This is a genomic window from Pelagibacterium sp., from assembly GCF_048264985.1.
Taxonomy (GTDB): Bacteria; Pseudomonadota; Alphaproteobacteria; order Rhizobiales; family Devosiaceae; genus Pelagibacterium.
On the sequence record NZ_JBLXCL010000004.1, the window covers coordinates 126,356 to 146,747 of the forward strand.

19 protein-coding genes are annotated in these 20,392 nt (G+C 58.4%); 7 read left to right on the top strand and 12 right to left on the bottom strand.

Features of this window, described 5'->3' with window-relative positions:
- Positions 1-19 precede the first annotated feature (19 nt).
- Positions 20-1,402: a PLP-dependent aminotransferase family protein gene (locus ACN0TA_RS13485; RefSeq protein WP_417583771.1), complete on the bottom strand. Its 1,383-nt coding sequence runs from the start codon at positions 1,400-1,402 to the stop codon at positions 20-22.
- A gap of 153 nt (positions 1,403-1,555) precedes the next feature.
- On the opposite strand from ACN0TA_RS13485, the gene ACN0TA_RS13490 reads away from it, so the two are divergent.
- Positions 1,556-2,416: a DMT family transporter gene (locus ACN0TA_RS13490; protein WP_417583773.1), complete on the top strand. Its 861-nt coding sequence runs from the start codon at positions 1,556-1,558 to the stop codon at positions 2,414-2,416.
- A gap of 9 nt (positions 2,417-2,425) precedes the next feature.
- Here ACN0TA_RS13490 and ACN0TA_RS13495 read toward each other — a convergent pair whose 3' ends face one another.
- Entirely contained in the window at positions 2,426-2,995 is a 570-nt protein-coding gene (locus tag ACN0TA_RS13495) for a hypothetical protein (protein ID WP_417583775.1), read from the bottom strand.
- Between the two features lie 215 nt (positions 2,996-3,210).
- On the opposite strand from ACN0TA_RS13495, the gene ACN0TA_RS13500 reads away from it, so the two are divergent.
- Positions 3,211-3,564 (top strand): hypothetical protein, encoded by a 354-nt coding sequence (locus tag ACN0TA_RS13500; RefSeq protein WP_417583777.1) that lies wholly within the window; start codon positions 3,211-3,213, stop codon positions 3,562-3,564.
- Between the two features lie 97 nt (positions 3,565-3,661).
- On the opposite strand, the gene ACN0TA_RS13505 is transcribed toward ACN0TA_RS13500, so the two are convergent.
- The 4 genes from ACN0TA_RS13505 to ACN0TA_RS13520 all read right to left on the bottom strand — a co-directional run bounded on the left by ACN0TA_RS13505 (position 3,662) and on the right by ACN0TA_RS13520 (position 9,433).
- Entirely contained in the window at positions 3,662-5,263 is a 1,602-nt protein-coding gene (locus ACN0TA_RS13505) for an amidase family protein (RefSeq protein ID WP_417583779.1), read from the bottom strand.
- 73 nt (positions 5,264-5,336) lie between these two features.
- Positions 5,337-7,739, bottom strand: a complete 2,403-nt coding sequence (locus ACN0TA_RS13510; protein ID WP_417583780.1) for a DUF3772 domain-containing protein — start codon at positions 7,737-7,739, stop codon at positions 5,337-5,339.
- A 319-nt stretch (positions 7,740-8,058) separates the two neighbouring features.
- Positions 8,059-8,271 (bottom strand): hypothetical protein, encoded by a 213-nt coding sequence (locus ACN0TA_RS13515; RefSeq protein ID WP_417583782.1) that lies wholly within the window; start codon positions 8,269-8,271, stop codon positions 8,059-8,061.
- 136 nt (positions 8,272-8,407) lie between these two features.
- Positions 8,408-9,433 (bottom strand): SH3 domain-containing protein, encoded by a 1,026-nt coding sequence (locus ACN0TA_RS13520; RefSeq protein ID WP_417583784.1) that lies wholly within the window; start codon positions 9,431-9,433, stop codon positions 8,408-8,410.
- 69 nt (positions 9,434-9,502) lie between these two features.
- Here ACN0TA_RS13520 and ACN0TA_RS13525 point away from each other — a divergent pair, with 69 nt between their 5' ends.
- The gene (locus ACN0TA_RS13525) at positions 9,503-9,781 is read left to right on the top strand and encodes a hypothetical protein (protein WP_417583786.1); all 279 of its coding nucleotides are present in this window, start codon (positions 9,503-9,505) and stop codon (positions 9,779-9,781) included.
- A gap of 129 nt (positions 9,782-9,910) precedes the next feature.
- Here ACN0TA_RS13525 and ACN0TA_RS13530 read toward each other — a convergent pair whose 3' ends face one another.
- Genes ACN0TA_RS13530 through ACN0TA_RS13545 form a run of 4 tightly spaced genes read right to left on the bottom strand, consistent with a single transcriptional unit; the run spans position 9,911 to position 13,376 of the window.
- Positions 9,911-10,399: a chemotaxis protein CheW gene (locus tag ACN0TA_RS13530; protein ID WP_417583788.1), complete on the bottom strand. Its 489-nt coding sequence runs from the start codon at positions 10,397-10,399 to the stop codon at positions 9,911-9,913.
- 59 nt (positions 10,400-10,458) lie between these two features.
- A complete protein-coding gene (locus ACN0TA_RS13535) occupies positions 10,459-12,678 on the bottom strand; it encodes a chemotaxis protein CheA (RefSeq protein ID WP_417583790.1) in 2,220 nt (739 codons plus the stop codon).
- 41 nt (positions 12,679-12,719) lie between these two features.
- On the bottom strand, positions 12,720-13,079 hold the full coding sequence (locus ACN0TA_RS13540; RefSeq protein WP_417583792.1) for a response regulator: 360 nt from the start codon (positions 13,077-13,079) through the stop codon (positions 12,720-12,722).
- 6 nt (positions 13,080-13,085) lie between these two features.
- Positions 13,086-13,376, bottom strand: coding sequence for an STAS domain-containing protein (locus ACN0TA_RS13545; protein ID WP_417583794.1), 291 nt, complete (start codon positions 13,374-13,376; stop codon positions 13,086-13,088).
- Positions 13,377-13,700: 324 nt separating this feature from the next.
- Between ACN0TA_RS13545 and ACN0TA_RS13550 the strand changes: the two genes are divergently transcribed.
- The gene (locus tag ACN0TA_RS13550) at positions 13,701-14,453 is read left to right on the top strand and encodes a MauE/DoxX family redox-associated membrane protein (RefSeq protein ID WP_417583796.1); all 753 of its coding nucleotides are present in this window, start codon (positions 13,701-13,703) and stop codon (positions 14,451-14,453) included.
- Here ACN0TA_RS13550 and ACN0TA_RS13555 read toward each other — a convergent pair.
- The gene (locus ACN0TA_RS13555; RefSeq protein ID WP_417583798.1) at positions 14,428-15,570 is read right to left on the bottom strand and encodes a bifunctional transcriptional activator/DNA repair enzyme AdaA; all 1,143 of its coding nucleotides are present in this window, start codon (positions 15,568-15,570) and stop codon (positions 14,428-14,430) included. The two genes, ACN0TA_RS13550 and ACN0TA_RS13555, sit on opposite strands and share 26 nt — an antisense overlap.
- A gap of 122 nt (positions 15,571-15,692) precedes the next feature.
- The gene (locus tag ACN0TA_RS13560) at positions 15,693-16,748 is read right to left on the bottom strand and encodes an enoyl-CoA hydratase/isomerase family protein (protein WP_417583800.1); all 1,056 of its coding nucleotides are present in this window, start codon (positions 16,746-16,748) and stop codon (positions 15,693-15,695) included.
- Between the two features lie 146 nt (positions 16,749-16,894).
- On the opposite strand from ACN0TA_RS13560, the gene ACN0TA_RS13565 reads away from it, so the two are divergent.
- From ACN0TA_RS13565 to cysQ, 3 genes are read left to right on the top strand one after another with little or no spacing between them, the layout of a single operon-like run.
- The gene (locus ACN0TA_RS13565; protein ID WP_417583802.1) at positions 16,895-18,220 is read left to right on the top strand and encodes an NAD(P)H-dependent oxidoreductase; all 1,326 of its coding nucleotides are present in this window, start codon (positions 16,895-16,897) and stop codon (positions 18,218-18,220) included.
- 24 nt (positions 18,221-18,244) lie between these two features.
- Positions 18,245-19,393: a pyridoxal phosphate-dependent aminotransferase gene (locus ACN0TA_RS13570; protein WP_417583804.1), complete on the top strand. Its 1,149-nt coding sequence runs from the start codon at positions 18,245-18,247 to the stop codon at positions 19,391-19,393.
- A 10-nt stretch (positions 19,394-19,403) separates the two neighbouring features.
- Positions 19,404-20,276 carry a 3'(2'),5'-bisphosphate nucleotidase CysQ gene (gene cysQ / locus ACN0TA_RS13575; RefSeq protein WP_417583806.1) on the top strand — a complete coding sequence of 291 codons (873 nt, stop codon included), beginning with the start codon at positions 19,404-19,406 and terminating at the stop codon, positions 20,274-20,276.
- The last annotated feature ends 116 nt before the right edge of the window (positions 20,277-20,392 follow it).

Genomic DNA, 20,392 nt, shown 5'->3' on the forward strand with positions numbered 1-20,392 from the left:
CGCGTCCTTCACGGTAACATTACGGGAAGGATTTTGTCTGCGCCCGCTGGCTGCGCATGACATCATCGATCACGGTCATGATCCGGGGGGCGCTACACTGGGCGACATTGAAACGCATAAACCGCTCGGCCGTCCGTGAAGCGCTATATACATTGCCCGGCGCCAGAACCACATTCTGGGCAAGCGCTGATTGTGCGACCAACGCAGAATCGACGCCCTCTGGTAATTGACCCCACAGATTGAACCCACCGCGCGGTCGGATCCATGGCTTGATCCCGATGCGAGACAGTGAAGTTGCTGTCTCGACCTGAGCACGCCCCAGCCGACGGCGCACCTCTTCGATATGCTTGCGATATCCCCCGCCGGCCAGAACGCTGGCCACCAAATGTGCAGCAACCGGGCTCGGCCCGCCAAATCCGGCAGCGATCTGGAGATCGATCAGACCCTCGATCCAATCGCGCCGGGCAGCAATGTAACCGCAGCGCAACGACGCCGAAACTGTCTTTGAAAAGCTCCCGATACGGATAACACGGCTCAACCCATCAAGCCCGGCCAGATGGGGGACAGGCTCGGGCGCAAGATCGGCGAATATATCGTCTTCGACAATCGTAACGTCATGGCTTGTCGCAGCCGAAAGCACTCTATGTGCGGCGCGGGCTGAAACCATAGCCCCGGTTGGATTGTGCAGGGCGCTGTTGGTGACATAGAGTTTTGGCCGTTCTGCAACCAGCACCGCTTCGAAACGCTCAATATCAGGACCGTCCGACGTAAAAGGCACACCGACGATCTTTACAGCATGGGCGCGCAACAGGGCCCGGAAGTTGAAATAGCACGGATCATCGACAATCACCGTGTCGCCCGGTCTGAGCAGAAACCGGCACACGAGATCGATGGCGTTGGTCCCAGATGGCGTCAGAACGATCTGATCTGGCGATGCATCCACGCCATCGGCGGCCAACCGTCCTCCGATAATGCGGCGCAGCTCGGGCGACCCTCGCGACGATCCATAATCGACTAGCGCTTCGGCCCCGCCCCGGGCCAACGCCCGCATACCTTTCCGAATTGCGTCGGCAGGCATCCATTCGGGAGGCAGCCAGCCACAACCGGGCTTGAGCGCTACTGGGTCTGCATCGAGCGATTGCCGCGAGACCCAGAATGGATCGATATCGCGTTCTTGGGGCGCAATTTCCTGGGCCAAATCCAGTGGTGCCGCCGCCGATGTAGTGACATAAAACCCCGATCCGCGACGCGCCCTTATCACGCCTTCAGCCACCAACCGGTCGTAAGCCTCAACGACTGTCGACGGCGAAACCCCGACCTGGGCAGCGAGCGAACGAATCGATGGCAAGCGTTCGCCCGCGGCCAGAGCCCGGCTCGCCACCCTGCTCTTGATCGTCTGCATGACAGTTTCCGTACGCCTGCCAACCTGCCCGATAACGTTCAATGTATGCCCAATCAAACCAATACAGTTTCAAGTTATTGTACTGCTCTGTATCTGTTGTGACCACCCCCGTGCTCTTAGGTTCATGCCACAATTGCAATAGGACGCTGCACAGTGAAAACTTCAATCAAGGGCTGGGGGAGCGGGCTGCTTGGCGTCATCATTTTCTCAGGCTCACTTCCTGCAACCCGGGTTGCGGTCGCCGATTTTTCGCCTCTCTTTCTCACGTCCGCCCGCGCCGCCATTGCCGCGCTGCTCGCCATGACATGTCTTATTGCGCTTGGTCAGCCGTGGCCAAAACGTTCAGACCTCGTCGGGTTGGCAATCGTGGCCATAGGCGTGGTTATAGGGTTCCCGCTGCTTACAGCACTTGCCCTTGAGCACATTACCTCAGCGCGATCGATCGTCTTTATCGGCCTGCTCCCGATCGCGACGGCCGCCTTTGCCGTGTTGCGCGGTGGCGAGCGACCACGCACGGCTTTCTGGCTGTTCTCGGGCATGGGTAGCGCCATCGTCATTGGGTTCGCAATGTCGGAAGGTGCGTCGGGAACGCTGTTGGGCGATCTCTATATGCTGGGCGCCATAATCGTGTGCGGGCTGGGCTATGCCGAGGGTGCAAGACTGTCCCGGCACCTTGGCGGCTGGCAGGTGATCTGCTGGGCGCTTGTGCTTTCCGCACCGCCGATGGCGCTCATCGCGCTGATCGCCTTGCCTGCATCCTGGCTGGCCGTCGGCACGCCGGCATGGCTCGGCCTTGCCTATGTGTCCGTATTTTCAATGCTGGTCGGTTTTGTCTTCTGGTATCGCGGTCTGGCGCTGGGCGGCATCGCCAGCGTCGGGCAGCTCCAATTGCTGCAACCGTTCTTCGGACTGACGCTTTCCGGCCTTGTGCTGGGCGAACCGATCGCCGCCCAGATGCTTGTGGCCACCGGTGTCATCGTTTTGTGCGTCGCCCTGGCCCGCCGGTTTGCCTGAAACACCCCTCTAAAAGAGTTCGATATCGTCGAGTACGGGTTTGACCGGGCGCTGGGTGGCAATCGCCAGCTCTTCGCGCACAAGCCGGGCATTGTCGGTCGAGTCGAGCCGCTTGACGAACGCCCGGCCAGTATGGGGTTGGAACATCACCCGACGGGCATAACTGCCCCCCATGTCCTGGCTGGCGAGAACATAGCCTTCATTGGCGAGAAACTCGCGAACGAATTCGATGTTTTTCATGCCCACATCATGCATGCCCGCATGAATGTTGCCGCCGCCAAATACCTTAAATTCGAGATTGCTCTTTCGGCCGGAGCCCTGGCTGAGCACTAGGTTAATAAGCTGCTCCATGGCAAACGCGCCATAGCGCGCGGACTCGCCGAACCTGTCCTTGGACGACCCTGACTGGGCGGCGAGAAGAAAGTGATTCATGCCCCCAATCAGAGCCACCTTATCGCGCACGCATGCAGAAATGCACGACCCCAGTATTGTCGACAACGTCGCGTCGGGCTGGTTGGACGTGACACAATCTCCCTGGTGAACTGTTGTCACCACGCCACGGGTAAAAGTGTCGGGCATCAAGTCAATACGAACGGCATATACCGCTTCCCTGGAGCTTTTGTGGCCTTACGGTACAAACCGAGAGCCCATTGAAATTTTTCCAAACTTATCCCGTCATTCGTTAGCCATTTGCTAACCCTAACCGGCGATGACTACGGATAGCGGACACCGGCAAGCATCGGTTTAGAACTCTGCCAGTATAATCGCTATAATTATCAGATGGGGTGACGTGCATGAGCTTGCACAAACTGGCTAGAGAGTTGGAAGAAACCGCTCGCCAGACGGCAGAAATGGTCGACGGCATCACAGCAAGCCTTCTCACCCTGGGCGACACATCGATCGACTGCAACGCTGCGCGGTCCACAGCCATCCGCCAGATTGTCGTAGCGCTTCAAATGCAAGACCGCATTGAGCAACGTTGTCGCAACATGGCCGACGCCGCGCGCAAGCTTGCCGATATCTCAGACGGCGCCGATGCAGAAGCCATAGAAGGCGTCTGGTCAACACTTGCGCTCGACGAATTGCGCGACGAATCGCTTTCCGGCATCGCCGCCCGCACCAATTCGGGCGAAGTCGAATTTTTCTAGGGGTTCAGGCATCTTAGCCCCGAGCGCCACTGTTTCCGATCATCTCAGAAAATGCAGCAAGCGCTCATCGGTTCAACGCGACGGCCAGCGTATTTGATCAATCGTCGAGCATTGGCTGCAGGCGTAGGTGGGACACCTGCTCGAACGCATAGGCATATGCGAGAAGCTTGCCATCCTCTCCCTGCTTACCGATCAGCGTCACGCCCACCGGCATACCCTCCGCATCCAGACCGATCTGTGCGGCAAAGCCGCCACGGAGGCGTGCACCAAGAGGGAGCGTAATCGCAGGATAGCCCGCAGTCGCGTAGATCATGGAATGCGAATTATCAATGCTGACCAAAACCTCAGCATCGCTTTGCTCAAATGCGGTATCCAACAGATTTTTTGCTGTCGCTGTCAAAGAAACTGCTAGCGCTTCGAACTCGTCTACGGTCACGCTCTCGGCCACCTGGGCCTGTATGTCGAGAATATCCTGGCCGAACGGAATGCGCCGCGTGGCATCTGCGGCATTGTAGTCCCGAAGATCTTGCGGCGATACGACGTCGGGATTGACCGCTGCGACGTAGGGCAACATGTCGTACCGGACACCACCCGCCAGAAACTTGGAAAAATCCGCCATGGCAACATCGGAACCTTCCATTTGCGCGGGTTTGACCTCCGCTCCGGTCAGCACAAGTATGCTTGCGATCCGCTGCAACAATTCAGCGTTTCCATCCTCGACGGCAAGATCAGATGCCAGTACGCCAACCGCAACTCTATCCAAGGCATTAACTGCAAGATCGGCGGTATAATCGTGTTCGGCTGTGTCGATGACCGAAAGCAAAACGGCAGCGTCGGTAACCGAACGCGCAATGGGGCCAGCTGAATCATTATTGGTGAGCAGCGGGATCACGCCGTCACCGCTTACCACACCCTTGGATGGCTTCATGCCAACAACGCTGTTCCATGCCGCTGGCGTGATCAGCGAACCCGAGGTTTCGCTGCCCACACTCACCATGGCGAGCATTGACGCAACGCCGCCGGCCGATCCCGAGCTCGAACCGCCTGTGGGGTAGCTGCCATACGGGTTCATGCCCTGCCCCGCGACCGCGGTCGTCCCGCCCAGCATCGGTCCGATGGCGATCGACCCAGCGAATTCGGAAAGATTGGCCTTACCAAGGATGATGGCACCCGCTTCACGCAGCTGCGTCACGAGTTCGGCATCATCGGACGCGACATTGTCGAAAAGAACTTCGGCGCCGGCTGTCGTATGCATTGGGCCGGCAGTCTCGATATTATCCTTGAGGCTGACGGGGATACCGTGAAGCGATCCAAGTATGGTGCCGTCAGACCGCAAACGGTCGGCCTCACGCGCGTCCTCAAGCGCCTCGGGATTAAGCTCGATATAGGTCCGCAACCGATCGTCATAAACAGAAATCCGATGCAGGAAGTAGGTAACGAGCATTTCCGAATTGATATCGCCTGCCTCCAGCGCCTCCTGCACATCCATGACAGACGAACTTGGCAGCACCTGGTCGAGCGCCGCGTAAATTTCGGCTGGAAATGTCGCCATCGCGTCCTCAAAGGGCGAAAAATCGAGCGCACGCAGGCGCGGGGTCGCCTCGACCGATTGAGCCATTCCGACCGGCCCGGTGGCCGACAGCAACGCCGCCGCCACCGCCGAAGCCCTTGAAAGCTTGAGTAATCTTTTGCCGCGCATTGTCTTACTCCTCGAGTTGTCTTGGGGGCAGGCAATGGCGTGATTTAAGGACGCCCATCGCCGGTCGCAGGAATCAGCGTTTGGAACCCTCATGGATCTGGGAGGGATCTGACGGTCTGGCTTTGAGGGCCATGCTCGCCTCCTCGACATGGAGATGGACGTCGCGTTGGGGAAACGGAATCGAAACGCCAGCAGCCTGAAACTCCCGGTAGATTTCATAGAGCAGGTCGGATTTGACGGTAATCGTTTCCATGACGTCACGAATGTAGCAGCGCAGCTCGAACTCCAATGCACTATCGCCAAGTCCGCGAAACAGGACGACTGGCAGCGGTTTGTGAACTGTCAGCGGATGGCGCCTCCCGATCTCGAGCAACAGGTCGCGCACCTGTTCCGCATCGCTCCCATAGGCAACGCCCACTGGTACTGTCACCCGCCCGATTCGCGACCCCAGCGTCATGTTTTTGACGACCCCTGCGATGATATCTGAGTTGGGGACGATCACGTCGTGCCGGTCGAAAGTTTCGATACGCGTTGATCGGACGGCAATCTTTTTCACCGTGCCCGAAAAGCCCGACACCTCAATCCAGTCACCCTCTTTGATCGGGCGCTCGAGCAGAAGAATGATACCCGAGAGGAAGTTCGAAACGATCGCTTGCAAACCAAAGCCAATGCCCACCGAGAGGGCGCCGGCCACAATTGCAAGGTTGGACAGGTCCAGGCCAACCACGCCTGCCGCAATGAAAGCTGCAAACAGTACGCCTATATAGCCGATGAACGTAACGACAGCGGTGCGCACACCGACATCGGCACGCGTCCTGGGCAAGACGCTCGTGCGAACGACAACCTGGAGCCAATGAGTTGCAAACAGTCCAACGGCGAAGATGGCGATGAGCAGCAATGTCGAGGTCAGCGAGAACCGGATGCCACCAAGCTCCACCCCCTGAATAGCGATCATCCACAATTCGCTTATATCGGTAACCCGCGCACCCCACACCAACGCCAGGATCGGCAGGCTGACTATGGTTAGCGCCGCACCCAGCACAACCGGGATTAGCGCCGCCTTGGCCCCGTCCGGGCTTGGATCACGGCCAAGAACGAGCGTAGGCAGCGCAAGAATGGCGCGATGAAGCAGGATAATTGCTGCAACGATGCCCAATGTCATGATCATCGGCATCATCGCCTGGCGCGCCAGTTCGATATACCCGATGGCTGCCGCCAACGCCGCAGAGACAGCTGCCAATTGCACCAATAGAGCTAGCGGTCTTGCCAGCCCAACACCGATCGAGACTTGACTGGACTCATCGTCAGTCCGCGCCGGGGACCGGATCGTCTGTCCCAGCGCCCAAAGACATCCGCAACCGACAAAAACAATGGCCGCCGCCAGTACCGAATGGGTCACTTGGGAAAGCGTGATGTCTTGCTCGATGGCTTCTACGAGCATCTCGGTAACGACCACCCACCCAAGGGCCTGCGACAGCCGCGCGCCAAGCCAGGCCTTTTTCGGCTCGAGACTAATGATCTGGGATGGAGGATAGTATGGTGAGAAGACGGCGTGTCCGAGCCAGTAGGCAAGGCCAACAACGAACGGTGTGATAATGGCCAGTGCCACGAAAACCGGCGCCGAAGCTGGCAGCCCCATCACCGTCATGCCGAGCACGATCAGCATGCCGCCAACAAAGGGCAACAGCAAATGCTCCAAATGCCCGATAAACAACAGCCCGCCGGCGCGCCGCACGCTCTCGGTTCGAAGAAGCAGCCGCCCTATGCTTCGGGCCGCCAGCGGATGCACAACAAAGATTATGAGCAGCCCCAAACCGGCAAGGATCAAAGCCTGCGTGAGGTCGCTGGAAACTTCATCGGCGCGCTCTGGAGATTCAAGATCAGTCAGCACGGCATCGACCTGCCCACCGAAGGCATCGATCAACTCGCGCGCAGCGGGCGCCCAACTCAACGGATTGATCGCAGTCGGCGCCCGTTTGAACAGCGCATCAAATTGCTGCGTCCGCAGCAGCCCGTCGATGTCCTGGATCAGCACTTCCGAGCGTTGATAAGCTTGCTGAGCCGCCAGGAGCGGAGCGTTGGCCCGCGCTAAAGCATCGACAAGGGACGCCCTTTGCGTCGCAATCAACTCAGCTTCGTCCTCCCCTTCGGCCGGAGGTGGCCCCAGTGCATCGAGCTGGGCCTGCAACGATCGAACGGCGGCGCTGCCGCGTTGTACAAAATTGAAGGCAGCGGTACGCTGCTCGACGAGCTCGGCCCGAAGATCGGCAAGATTGGCTTCGGTCGCATCGCCGCCGTCGAGAAGCTGCGCCGCCCGGTCGGCGACTTCGGACCATGCGCCCTGTTCAGCGTCGGTCAGCATGGGCAGGGCATTGCTCTGGGTTTGCTGAGCGAAACCCGGAAAGGCGAGGAGCGACAGCGCTACGATAAAGCAGACAAACAGATGACTTGGCAGTGCGACTTTCAATCCAAGCATGTGCGTCCTTGCCTGTGTAGTGTCTCGCCCGAGCGTAACGCAGGTTCAGTGCTCGCCGCTATCGCAAAAATCTGGCTGGACGCACCCAACTGCAAAGAAGCGGAAAGCGCCTGTCCGCCCTCACGTCAAAAAGGTGCTGCGCACGCCGAAAGAGACGACAATCGCCCCCTATTTCGGCCAGGCATACTTGAAGAAGACCGCACGCGTTCAGTCCGACACGCCGCTTGTCATTGTGCGTTTCTGTTTGCGAAATGGGTCTTGGGATGTGCCGGGGCCAGGCAAAGGCTCCCGGCACAAACAGATCGTATGATTGCTTGAGCTAGATCCGACGATAGATCTCGAAGCGGCCAAGCGTATCGAACCGGCACTCAATCGGCGGATTGCCTTGGGTGCCGCGGTCCACGCTACCTGTAGCGACATAGCCGCCGCCAACTGCCGGCAAAGCAGCAGCAACAGCTACGTAATCGGGACGGGTCTCAAAATCGCCGGCGGCTTCGCCACGGCAATAGGCCTCCATTTGGCTCGAACTCATGGCGCTACCGGAACCGGCGACATCAATCGAACTGCCGCCCCGCTGGTCAAGCAGGCTGCGAGCACTGGCATGGCTAGAAGGATCAGGAATGCACGTAGTTTCATCGTTTTTCTGCGTTTTTCCTGTAGAGCGTTCACTAGCCCCCAAAGACCACGGCGTCGGGCACCGTGTAGATTTCAGCTCCCCGATCGACATCGATGATGGTTTCATCTCCCGACCTTGATACAGAAAAGGACGAAACCGCAGACATCGGCCGTACTTCTCCGTTGCTGAAATCGATCACACGCTCAAAGCCATTGGGCAGCGTGATGAATAGTGTTGCCAGACCGGGCCTGCCACGGGTCACGCCGAATTCGCAGGTCGATACCGAACTGTTGGCTTCAATGGCACAGGGAATGGCGCCAACGGCGTTGTAATTTGTGCCTTCGACAAGAGCGTCTCCGGTTTGCGACGGCATGCCCGTTTCGCGCAAATACGCACTCGATGCCCAGCCGGTCAGTCCGCTGCCATCTGTGGCTTCAATCTGGCACCAGACTGTCGTGTTGGGCCGCTCGCAACCAAGATTGCGCAGCACATCCCCGCTCCGGACACGCCCGAGTACGCGGTGATCGGTGCCCGGTCCTGAGCGAACGTTCAATGCGTCGCCCGAACTCAGACCATGGACTTCCCAAAAATCGGGCCCTCCGGCCAGGCCATCGGCGAAATCGGCAGCGGGCGCCTCTGTACTCATGTCACTTGAGGCCATCGGAGCTGCGTCGCCCACCGCGACGTTCAGCGTCACGTCTGCGCCTCCGGTCTTGGCGGCCTGCCCCACAAGATAGATGCGAATTTCATACTCGGCGTCTTGCGGTAGGACACCGGAATAGGACCAGCCATCCATTGCACTATTGTAGAGCGCCTGCGGATCCCCTCCAACCAACAGATTGAAATTGGCCGACGTCGTACCTGCGTCGAGAGTAATCGAAACCGGATCGCCCGCAGCGCCTTCAAAGGTAAAGCCATGAACCTCTTCGCCCTCTAGACGATACTCGATGACCGCGCTGTTTTCCCCCGCCGGGAATACGACAGGATCGGTGTCCACGACCATTTGCGCCAAGACAGCCTGACTCATCACAGCCACCAGCCCAACCATCGCGGTAGCACCAATAAAATATTGCTTCATAGCCGTATCCTCTGAAAAAAATCACGAACGCTGTAAGCGCAAGAACCGTCTGTCCGCATCGAAATAGCATTGGAAGGCCGTAACGCTACTACCGCTCAGTGGATATTGGCCATACGCGACATATTGGCCGCCGAAGCGCTCAAGAGGCAATATCGAGATGTCCTGCGGGCGCACCCCGAATGCTCTGGAAGCCTCGCCCTGGCAATTGCGCCTGCAACGCTAGGCGTCGTGGGCGAATTGTATGCCGAAGAGACCGGCTATGACATCAATGAGCTCGAAGCCATCGAAAAGGAAAGAAAGGCGCGGAAGCGGCACCCGCGTAGCAGGGAGCGCGGACATCGCGCATAAAAACCCCCGCCGGCTAGCGCTGGCGGGGTCTATTGTCAGCCAAGGCGAACGGCGTTCGCCATATGATCGGCTCAAAAACGTCTTCGCTTGCGCACTGAACATACGACAAATGCGAATTGCCGGTTGGGTCTAGGCGTCGACCTTTGCGCCTGCAACCACTGCGGCAAGATCGATCAGTCCGACCATCCGGCTGTCATGGGTAACGATCCCATTCAAGAGTTCGGTGTCGACCGAATTGCCTTCAGGCACCGCGTGGATGTCGTCTTTCGAAACTGTAAGGATGTCGGACACCGCATCGACAAGAATACCAATCCACTTGTCACCGACGCTCATCACCACGACGACGTGATTCTTTGTGGGGTTGGTCTTGCCGTCCCCGAACCGGGCCCGCAGATCGAAGATCGGCACAATGGTGCCGCGCAGATTGATGACCCCGCGCACATATTCGCGCGTATTGGGCAAAGGCGTCGCCCCGTTCCAGGCGCGGATTTCGCGCACTGTGGTGATCTCGACGCCATAGATCTGTTCGTCGATGGAAAAGGCAATGAGCTGCAGCGAATTCTGGCTGGCTCCTGCCGTTGTGTCCGAATACTCGTCGCGAAGACCAAGCGCTTCCATACCGTGACCTCATAAGACCGGGGAGCGTTCTGTCCCCCTAAAAAACGAGCCTTGCGGCCCTATGCTGCATTCTGATGCGCATTTCCAGTTTTGAGAGATTGCACATCAACAATCAACGCAACGTTACCATCGCCAAGGATCGTGCCGCCCGCGATGCCATCGATGCGTTCGAAATTCTCCTCAAGCGATTTTATGACGACCTGCTGCTGGCCGATGATATCGTCAACGACAAGTGCAATCTTGGAATTGCCTTCTGCTTCGCAGAGCACGACGAATCCCTCGGCGTCTTCCTGCTGCGATGCCATCTGGAAACGATCGGCAAGGTCGACGACCTGTACATACTCCCCACGGACCTGCAAAACCTTGCCACCGGAGGGCATGTGTCCAAAATCCGCCCGCGAATTCTGAATGGTTTCGACAATTGATGAGAGCGGGATGACGTAAGGGCTGCCGGCGACTTTGACCAACATCACGTCGAGCACGGCCAACGTCAGCGGCAAACGCAGCGTCATGCGCGTTCCCTTGCCGATCCAGCTTTTCACATGCACCGATCCGCCGATCTTCTTGATGTTGGACAGGACAACGTCCATGCCCACACCGCGCCCCGAAATATCGGAAACTTCCGATGCCGTCGAAAAGCCCGGCGCAAAGATCAAATTGTCGATTTGCTCATCGGTCAGTTGTTGGTCGGGGCCCACCACACCACGATCGCGAGCGATTTCAAGCACCCGCTCACGGTTGATCCCCGCCCCGTCATCTTCGACGATGATCAGGATATTGCCGCCAGCCTGTTCAGCCGAAAGCCGAACCGTGCCAATTTCAGGCTTGCCGCGCGCCAAGCGCTTTTCAGGCCCTTCAATGCCGTGATCGGCCGAATTGCGCACCATGTGGGTGAGCGGATCGGACAATTGCTCAATCACCGTCTTGTCGATTTCGGTGTTTTCGCCAATCGTTTCGAGCTTGATCTTTTTGCCTGTCTTGGACGCCAGCTCGCGCACCAGGCGCGGCATGCGCGAAAAAACCGACTTGACCGGTTGGGCGCGGATCGCCATGACGGCATCCTGCAAGCCACGGGTCGTCTGGGCCAGAACCTCAATGCCCCGAACCAGTTCCTGATAACGGTCGCGAATGGCGTCATCCATCTGCTGGGTCAGCATCGACTGGGTAATGACAAGCTCACCAACCATGTTGACCACGCGGTCGACCTTGTCGAGATCGACGCGGATCGAGCTCATGCCGACCGGTCGCCCCGATCCGCTCTCTTCAGCAGTATCGGCAGGCTTCGTACCCAACGAAACGACATTGGGGCCAGCAGTTGCTCTCGGCGCGTCAGCAGCCGGTTTGGCAACCGGTGCATCTGCCGGAAGTTCAGTAGCGGGCACTGCGATATCATCGGGTTCACCGTTCGCCACAAACTTGCGCTCGGCGACTGCCTCTTCGGTCAGGGCGGCAAAGCTCGGCAGGTCATCCTCGATCATCGACGGTGCCGCCTCGCCTTTTTCGATTGCAATTTCGCAATCGCCATCGACGAATTCAAAAACCTCGCGGATCGTCTCTTCGCTCGCCTTGTCCGAGACCAGCGATATGGTCCAGGCGCAATAGACACCGAACGGTTCGAACGCTGAAAGGCCAGGAATTTGCGCCATATCAGGCTCAACACGCATCTCACCGAGCAGACTCAGTTCGCGGAACAGCAGCAAGGGATCGTTGGCGCGTTCGTAAAGCGTTGAAAACGGAGTGAACCGGATGGTCCAGACACTCGATCCATCGGCCGATGGCGCAACCGAAGCCATGGGTTTGTCGGCGTCGAAATTGACCGTAACCGGCGTAAAATCGATGTCGAAATCGTCCATCGACTCCTCTTCGGCAAGCGTCGAAGCAGCTCCTGTCCCTTCGCCTCGAGCCAGGGCATCAAACTGGGCTTTTTCCACGGCGCCGTAATCGGCAGCCAGTGTTTCACCCTCGCGCGCCGCCGTGACAAAATCGGCAACGATGTCGATAGAGCGGATGCACAGGACAACAACGTCTTCGCTCAACTCGACCCGGCCATCGCGCACGTAGTCGAGCAGGGTTTCAAAGCTGTGGGCGAACTTGACAAGCGCATCGAACCCGAAAGCCCCGCCGCCGCCCTTGATCGAGTGGATTGCACGAAACACGGCGTTGAGCCGGTCGCCGTCCCTGTCACCTTCCTGGATGGCCGAAAACTGCTCTTCAAGCTCGAGCAGCAACTCCGAACATTCATCGAAATAGGTGGCTTTGAATTCGTCGAGGTCACTCATCTTGTAGCCACGGCCCCCATTGGCGAATTGGTCGCGTTCACTTAGTGGACGACCTTGTTGATGACTGAAATGAGCTTTTCTGGATCGAATGGCTTGACGATCCAGCCTGTACCACCCGCCGCGCGCCCCTGGTCGCGCTTGTCCTGACTTGTCTCGGTCGTCAGGATCAGGATCGGAAGGCTTTGGTGCTTGCCAGTGGCGCGAACGTTTTTGATGAACTCGATGCCGTCCATGACGGGCATGTTGATGTCGGTGATGACCACGTCGACAGATTCACGCCCCAGCACATCGAGCCCCACCTGGCCGTTTTCAGCCTGAAGCACCTCAAAGCCGGCATTGGTGAGGGTGTGGTGCAGCATCGCGAGAATGGTTCGCGAATCGTCGACGGTAAGAACGCGCATTTGGTACTATCCCTTGAGAACGGGTTCGAAAGCTGGGTTGAGACCCAGCTTTTCGATGGCCGCGGCAACTGATGCGCTCGCGCCCGAGATTGTGAAGGCAAACTTGGCTTTCTTGGCCGTCTCCGCGGCACTCAAAAGCATGAACAGGGCGTTTGTGGACACGCGTTCGACCCCCGAAGCGTCGACATCGACTGGCCCTGCCGACAGGGCATCGATCAACGTCTCAGCGATGTGGTCAAGTGCATCGAGATCGACAATCCGTGGCAGCGCTACGGATTGAACTTGCGATTTCGCCATTTAAGGCCGGCTCCCGCCCTTTGGTTTTCGGTTGGAGCAGTTTGTCCATGAAGCGTTTAAGAATTCCTAACCATAGCCATGAAACCGGTTACAGGACGCCGGTTTCGCACTCATCCGATCAGATTGTTTCCGCCTCAGCCCCCCCCCCCGCGCTCGCGCCAAACATTTAAATCAAGCGCCACACTTGACCTTCCAATGATGGGAAGCCCTATCTGATATCGATAAATCGGTTCCATGATGATCGCGCCACGGCGATCGCCAAGCTTGCAAAAGTCGACCGACGTCGGCCCGGACACGATCAAGAATGTAAAACAGGAAGCTCAAATGGCCCAGAAAAACGCGCAACTCTACCGAATGGTTACTCCCGAACACACATGTCCGTGGGGACTCAAGGCCCTCGACCTGCTCAAACGCAAGGGGTACGCGGTCGAAGACCACAAATTGACGTCGCGTGAGCAGACCGACGCCTTTAAGGCCAGCCACGACGTAGCCACAACGCCGCAAACATTCATCAACGGCGAACGGATCGGAGGCTACGACGATCTGGAGGCATTTTTCGGCAAGGCCCCAAAGGACGAGAACGCAACAACCTACACGCCGGTTATCGCGCTGTTTGCCATGGCCCTTCTCATGGCCCTGGCAACAAGCTGGGCCGCGTTCGGCAACCTTGTGACGCTCGAAGCGGCCGAGTGGTTTGTCGCTTTTTCCATGGCCCTCCTGGCACTCCAGAAGCTTCGCGATGTCGATGGCTTTGCCACAATGTTTCTCAATTACGACGTGCTGGCCCAGCGCTGGGTACCCTACGGGAAGATCTACCCATTCGCCGAGGGCCTGGCCGGTGTGTTGATGATATCGGGGGCGCTCATGTGGCTGTCGATCCCGGTTGCTCTATTCATCGGCACGATCGGTGCAATCTCGGTGTTCAAGGCCGTCTACATTGAAAAGCGCGAACTCAAATGCGCCTGCGTCGGCGGCGACAGCAACGTGCCCCTCGGATTTGTTTCACTGACGGAAAATCTCATGATGGTCGCTATGGCGCTCTGGATGCTGTTCAAGCCGATGGGCTGGGGCCTTTGATGCACACCGGCTGACCGCAGCGACCCGGCGTCTGCTCTGAACATGCAGGCGTCCGGTCGTGTCCATCCAACCGGTATTGACGTTCGATCTCAAGCAGGCGCTGCTTGCGCCACAACCCGCCTCCATACCCGGTCAGCGCGCCATCTGCCCCGATCACCCTATGGCACGGCACCATCAACGCAATGGTATTGGCTCCATTGGCTCGGGCGACAGCCCGAGCCGAAAATGGCTTGCCAATCGCCATGGCGATGTCAGTGTAACTGCGCGTATGACCCGCCGGTATGCGCCGTAACTGGGACCAGACCTCGTGGGTGAAAGCGCTGCCCTCCTGATGGAGCGGTGTGTCAAATCTTGCGGAACGCCCGGTGAAAAATGCATTCAGCTCGACTTGGGCCTGCTCAACCGGATCGGTACGGCCGATCCCAAGACTTCCCTTTGCTCCCGCCCTGAGCTTTTTGAGTGCGTTGGGCAGCGCCTTTCGATCCACGAACTCGAGCAAATGCAGGTGGGTCTGGCTCGCTACGGCGATCATGTCTCCAAGCGGGGTCTCGATCCAACTCGCGCGCAACAGACCATCCTTGCTCAAATCCCTTGGCGCACAGCCCAGAATGCGGGCAAATGCGGCCCGGAATGCGCTGGGCGAGTCAAATCCGGCTTCGTGCTGCGCAGTGACCACCTTGCCGCCATCGGCAAGCGTTTCAAAACCTTCTCGCAGTCTGCGTTGACGGGCAATTTCGAGAAACGTCATTCCGAAATGACGTTTGAAGCTGCGGCGCACTGTGGAAAGGTCATGCCCCATCCGGATGACATCTCGCTCCGACCACCGCCGGCCGGGCTGCGCATCGAGCGCCCGAAGCAGGTCCTTGATCGTCGGATCGTTCGCAGCAGCAGCCTGCATTGGGTGGCAGCGCTTGCATGGCCTAAACCCGGCCTCGATACAGTCCCCGATCGTCGCCCTGAATGTACAGTTCTCCGGCAGTGGTTTTCGCGCGGGGCAGGTTAGCCTGCAGAAAATGCCTGTTGACGACACGCAGACATAGGCCTGGCCGTCATAACCGGGATCACGCTCGATCAGCGCCCGATAAAGGGTTTCGTGGTCTGGAAAGTCGAACAACATCGTCCATCTCTACCATCGCGGCAAACGGCAGTCGGTCTGAAATCAGGCGTCTATTTCAATATTCGATCCGCCACCGGTCAGTGTGCCGGTCAAGCCAGAATTGGTTGGCGCAACGAGCGCAATTAGCCCACGGACTCAGCTTCTCCCAGAATGCGTTGAAGCGTCGTGGTATCCACATCGGCCAGCCGTGCAGGCTGCCATTTGGGCGCCTTGTCCTTGTCTACGAGCACAGCGCGCACCCCTTCGGCAAAGTCAGGGCGCATGGCCATGTAACGGGCCAGACCAAGATCGTCTTCGAGAATGGCGCGCACATCCCGTTTGTGACGCGCTTGCCGATGCGAAAGGACAATTGCGGCCAAGGACGTTGGGCAATGCCGGCCGATCGACGCGTACAGCGCAGCAGCGCCCGGATCGCCATCCTCGGAATAATCGAGCAGCCCTTCGACGATATCTTTGACCTCGGCGCCGGCAAAAATCGGCGCCAGAGAATCGGCAAGCTCACAAAAATCAGCCTCTCCAGCGTCCACCGATTCCGACTGGATCAGGGTGGTAATCGCAGTGTCGGGATCTGAGGCCTGGGCAGCCTCGATCAGGCGGGCGCGTATACCGCTTAGCGCTGCCTCCGGCACCACGGTATCGGCCAGCCCCAGCGCAATCGCATCGGCCGCTCCGACAGTCTGACCCGACATCAAAAATGCCAGGGCCCGCGCTTGGCTGGTCTTGTAGAGAATGGCGTTGACGCCAACATCGCAGAAGAACCCGATGGCCCCTTCGGGCATGGCAAATCGGCTCGATGGCGTGGCAATACGATAGCGCGCATGGGATGAAATCCCGATGCCGCCCCCCATGACAATCCCATGCTGGAGGGCAATGACGGGCTTGCGATAGGTGCCAATCAACCCGTTCATATCGTACTCGTCAGCAAAAAATGAAAAGACGGCGCGAGTTTCACCAGCCATCGCCATATCACGCGTGCGACGGACATCGCCACCGGCGCAAAGCCCCTTTTCGCCTTCGCCTTCGATCAGGACAGCGCGCACCGCGTCATTCTCATCCCACTCATCCAAGGCATAGCGCACCGCCCCGATCATATCCGGGGTCAGCGCATTGATCGTCTTGGGCCGGGTCAGCCGGATAATCCCGCATGCCCCCTCGATTGAAATGGAAATCTCGTCCATGAACCTGTCCCCTATCCTTATTATCCATACTGATGCCAAGTGTCGGCTAAGGAAAGACTTTCCCGCTCTATTTCCAATGCATGCCAAAATGATCTAGACAGGCGCGACACAAACACTTCCAAACGCACAAAGAGCCCCAAAGGGTCATGACAATTTCCAAAACGGGTATCGCGCGCGACCTCGAGCGCCTCAAGGATAGCGGCAAACCGGTGCGTCTGGGCATCATTGGGTCGGGCGAAATGGGCACCGATCTGGTGACCCAGGTTTCGCTAATGGATGGCATCGAGATTGCCGCCATCTCCACGCGCCGCCCACACACAGCCATGGCCGCCATGGATATTGCTTATGGCGCGGGCGACGGCGCCAGCCATGCAACCGAAGTCAATACCCGCTCGGCAATGAGCGCTGCTGTTGAGACGGGCCGGATCGCGGTAACCGCTGACACCGAATTGATGGTCACCGCCCCGGAGGTCGATGTCATCATCGATGCTACCGGCAAGCCAGGTGTGGGCGCCGATTTCGACCTGCTCGGCATGGAGCACGGCAAGCATCTGGTCATGATGAATGTAGAAGCCGACGTTACCATCGGCCCCTATCTCAAGCACGAAGCGGACAGACTGGGCGTGTTCTATTCGGTTGGTGCCGGAGATGAGCCGTCATCGTGCATGGAACTTATCGAGTTCGTCTCCGCGCTGGGACTCGATATCGTTGCTGCCGGAAAGGGCAAGAACAATCCGCTCAACCACGATGCGGTGCCCGACGATTATCGCGAGGAAGCAACTCGTCGCAACATGAACCCACGCATGCTTGTCGAGTTCATCGACGGCTCGAAAACCATGGTGGAAATGGCCGCAATCGCCAACGCGACCGGGCTGATACCAGACCGTCCGGGCATGCACGGCCCCAATGCCGACCGCGAAACGCTGGCCAAGGTTTTAATCCCACGCGCCGATGGCGGTGTGCTCGAAAGATCCGGTGTCGTCGACTATACGATCGGCAAAGGTGTAGCGCCGGGCGTATTTGTCGTCGCCAAAGCCACACACCCGCGCGTCGTCGAGCGCATGGATGATCTCCATGTCGGTATTGGTCCCTATTACGGGTTCTTTCGCCCCTACCACCTGACCAGCCTGGAAGTTCCACTCACCGCAGCGCGCATCATGCTCTATGGCAAGCCCGACATGGTGCCGCTGGCCACGCCCGTTGCAGAGGTCTGCGCGCTTGCCAAGCGCGACCTCGTTGTGGGTGAAGCACTCGATGCAATAGGGGAAACCTGCTATCGCTCCTGGACGATGACAGTCGGAGACGCCCGCGCCGCGCGTGCCATCCCCGTCGGCCTGCTTGAAGGTGGGCGCATAACCGCACCGGTCAAAAAGGGCGAATTGCTGACCGCAGCAAATGCCACACCGGACACCACAACCAAACTATTTGCACTTAGAGAGCGCCAGGACGCCATGCTCGGCTTCGGTAAATAAAGGCGCGCCCGAACATCAACAGACATGGCACATGGGTTTGATGGGCACCACAGAGAGGAATTTCATGGCGGTCCAAAACTTGCACCGAACATTGCAGCTCTCCCCGCAACGGTTCCCTTTGTCGGCCCCGAGGTTATCGAGCGCAATAGCGGCCAAAAGTTCATGGCCCGGCTGGGTGCCAATGAAAGCCCCTTCGGACCCTCGCCCAAGGTTATCGCCGCCATAGCAGCGGCAGCCCCAACGGTCTGGACATACGGCGATTCCGAAAATCACGACCTCAAACACGCCCTCGCGCGTCATCTGGGAACGCCGATGGACACCATCGCGATCGGGGAGGGCATCGACGGCCTGCTTGGGCTCACATGCCGCCTTTTTCTGGAAGCCGGCGACGTTGTAGTGACCTCGCTCGGCGCGTACCCCACATTCAACTATCATGTGGCAGCACAGAGCGCGGAACTGGTTACAGTGCCCTATGATAACGACGATCGCGAAAGCCTCGACGGCCTTTTGAACAGCGTTCGCGCCAACAGCGCCAAAATCGTTTACCTGGCCAATCCCGACAATCCGATGGGCACATGGTGGAGCGCTGCGGACATCGAGGCATTCGTCGATGCCATCCCCTCCGAAACGCTGATTATCCTCGATGAAGCGTATGGCGAAACCGCGCCAGGCGGTACCCTGCCTCCGATAACGCTGATGCGTCCCAACCTTTTGCGATACCGCACATTTTCCAAGGCCTATGGCCTTGCCGGAATGCGGGTGGGCTACGCCATCGGCATCACTGAGACCATCGCTGCCTTCGATCGCATCCGCAATCATTTCGGCGTCACCAAACTGTCCCAGATCGCCGCCGGCGCTGCTCTGGCCGATCAGGACTACCTCGCAAGCACAATCGCAGCTATTGCCGCTGGACGCGACGAGATTGCTGGCCGTGCCCGTCGTTTGGGTCTAAAACCGATCCTATCGGCAACCAATTTCGTCGCCATCGATTGCGGCGGCGACAGTGATTACGCAATGGCACTTTTGCAAAGCCTGCAGCGCCGGGGAGTCTTCATCCGCAAACCTGCAGTTGCCGGTCTCAATCGCTGCATCAGGGTAAGCGTCGGAACACCCCAAGATATCACTATTGCCTTTGCCGCACTTGAAGACAGCCTGAAAACAACGACCGGATAGCTCCTCAAAAATGACGCCCAAGTCTCTCAACCATTCAGCGTCCTGGGACAAAGCCGGTGCGATAACCGAGGTTTTGACACGCATAGCGCTCGAGGCGGGCGCCTTGATCCTCAAGATCTACGGCCGCGATTTCACAGTTACAACCAAAAGCGATGACTCCCCGCTGACCGAGGCCGATACGGCCGCCGAAGCGATGATCCTTGATCGATTGGCTAAAGCATTTCCTGAGATAGACGTTGTGGCGGAAGAAGCCGTGGCCAACGGAAATGTCCCCGAATGCGGTCGATTTTTCTTTCTTGTCGATCCGCTTGACGGGTCCAAGGAGTTTATAGCGCGAAATGGTGAGTTTACAGTCAACATAGCGCTGATCGAAGACGGCATGCCAATAGCAGGCGTCGTTTACGCGCCCGCCCTGAAATGTATCTGGTGGGGCCGTGTCGGCGCTGGGGCGTTTGTGTCCAAGGTAGAACAAGACCTTCTCGTCGCACCCACGCCCATCACTGTGCGCGGCGCCCCGCCCGAGGGTCTGACGGTGGTGGGCAGCCGCTCCCATGGCAGCGGCCAAGACAACCCCCGGCTCGACGGACTTGCGATAACCGATTTCGCCGCAATGGGCTCCTCGCTCAAGTTCTGCCGTATCGCTGAAGGCGCAGCCGATCTCTATCCGCGCTTCGGGCGCACCATGGAATGGGATACCGCGGCCGGAGACGCAATTTTGCGCGCGGCGGGTGGCCAGGTGCTCGATCTCGCTGGCGCGCCCCTCGTTTACGGCAAGCGTAACCAGTCCCATGATAGTGATTTTGCAAACCATCATTTCTGGGCATTCGGTGACGACACTTTGATCAAAACGATCTGCGTGACTGACGAGACACCCAAGACGTAAATGCGAACGTGACCACATAGGCGGCACTTGCCGGTCAAACCAACGACAGCGCCAGCCTCCAAGGCACAGTTGTCGTGCAATGGGACAAGACAGGCCGAGAAGGCGAACGGAGCGAA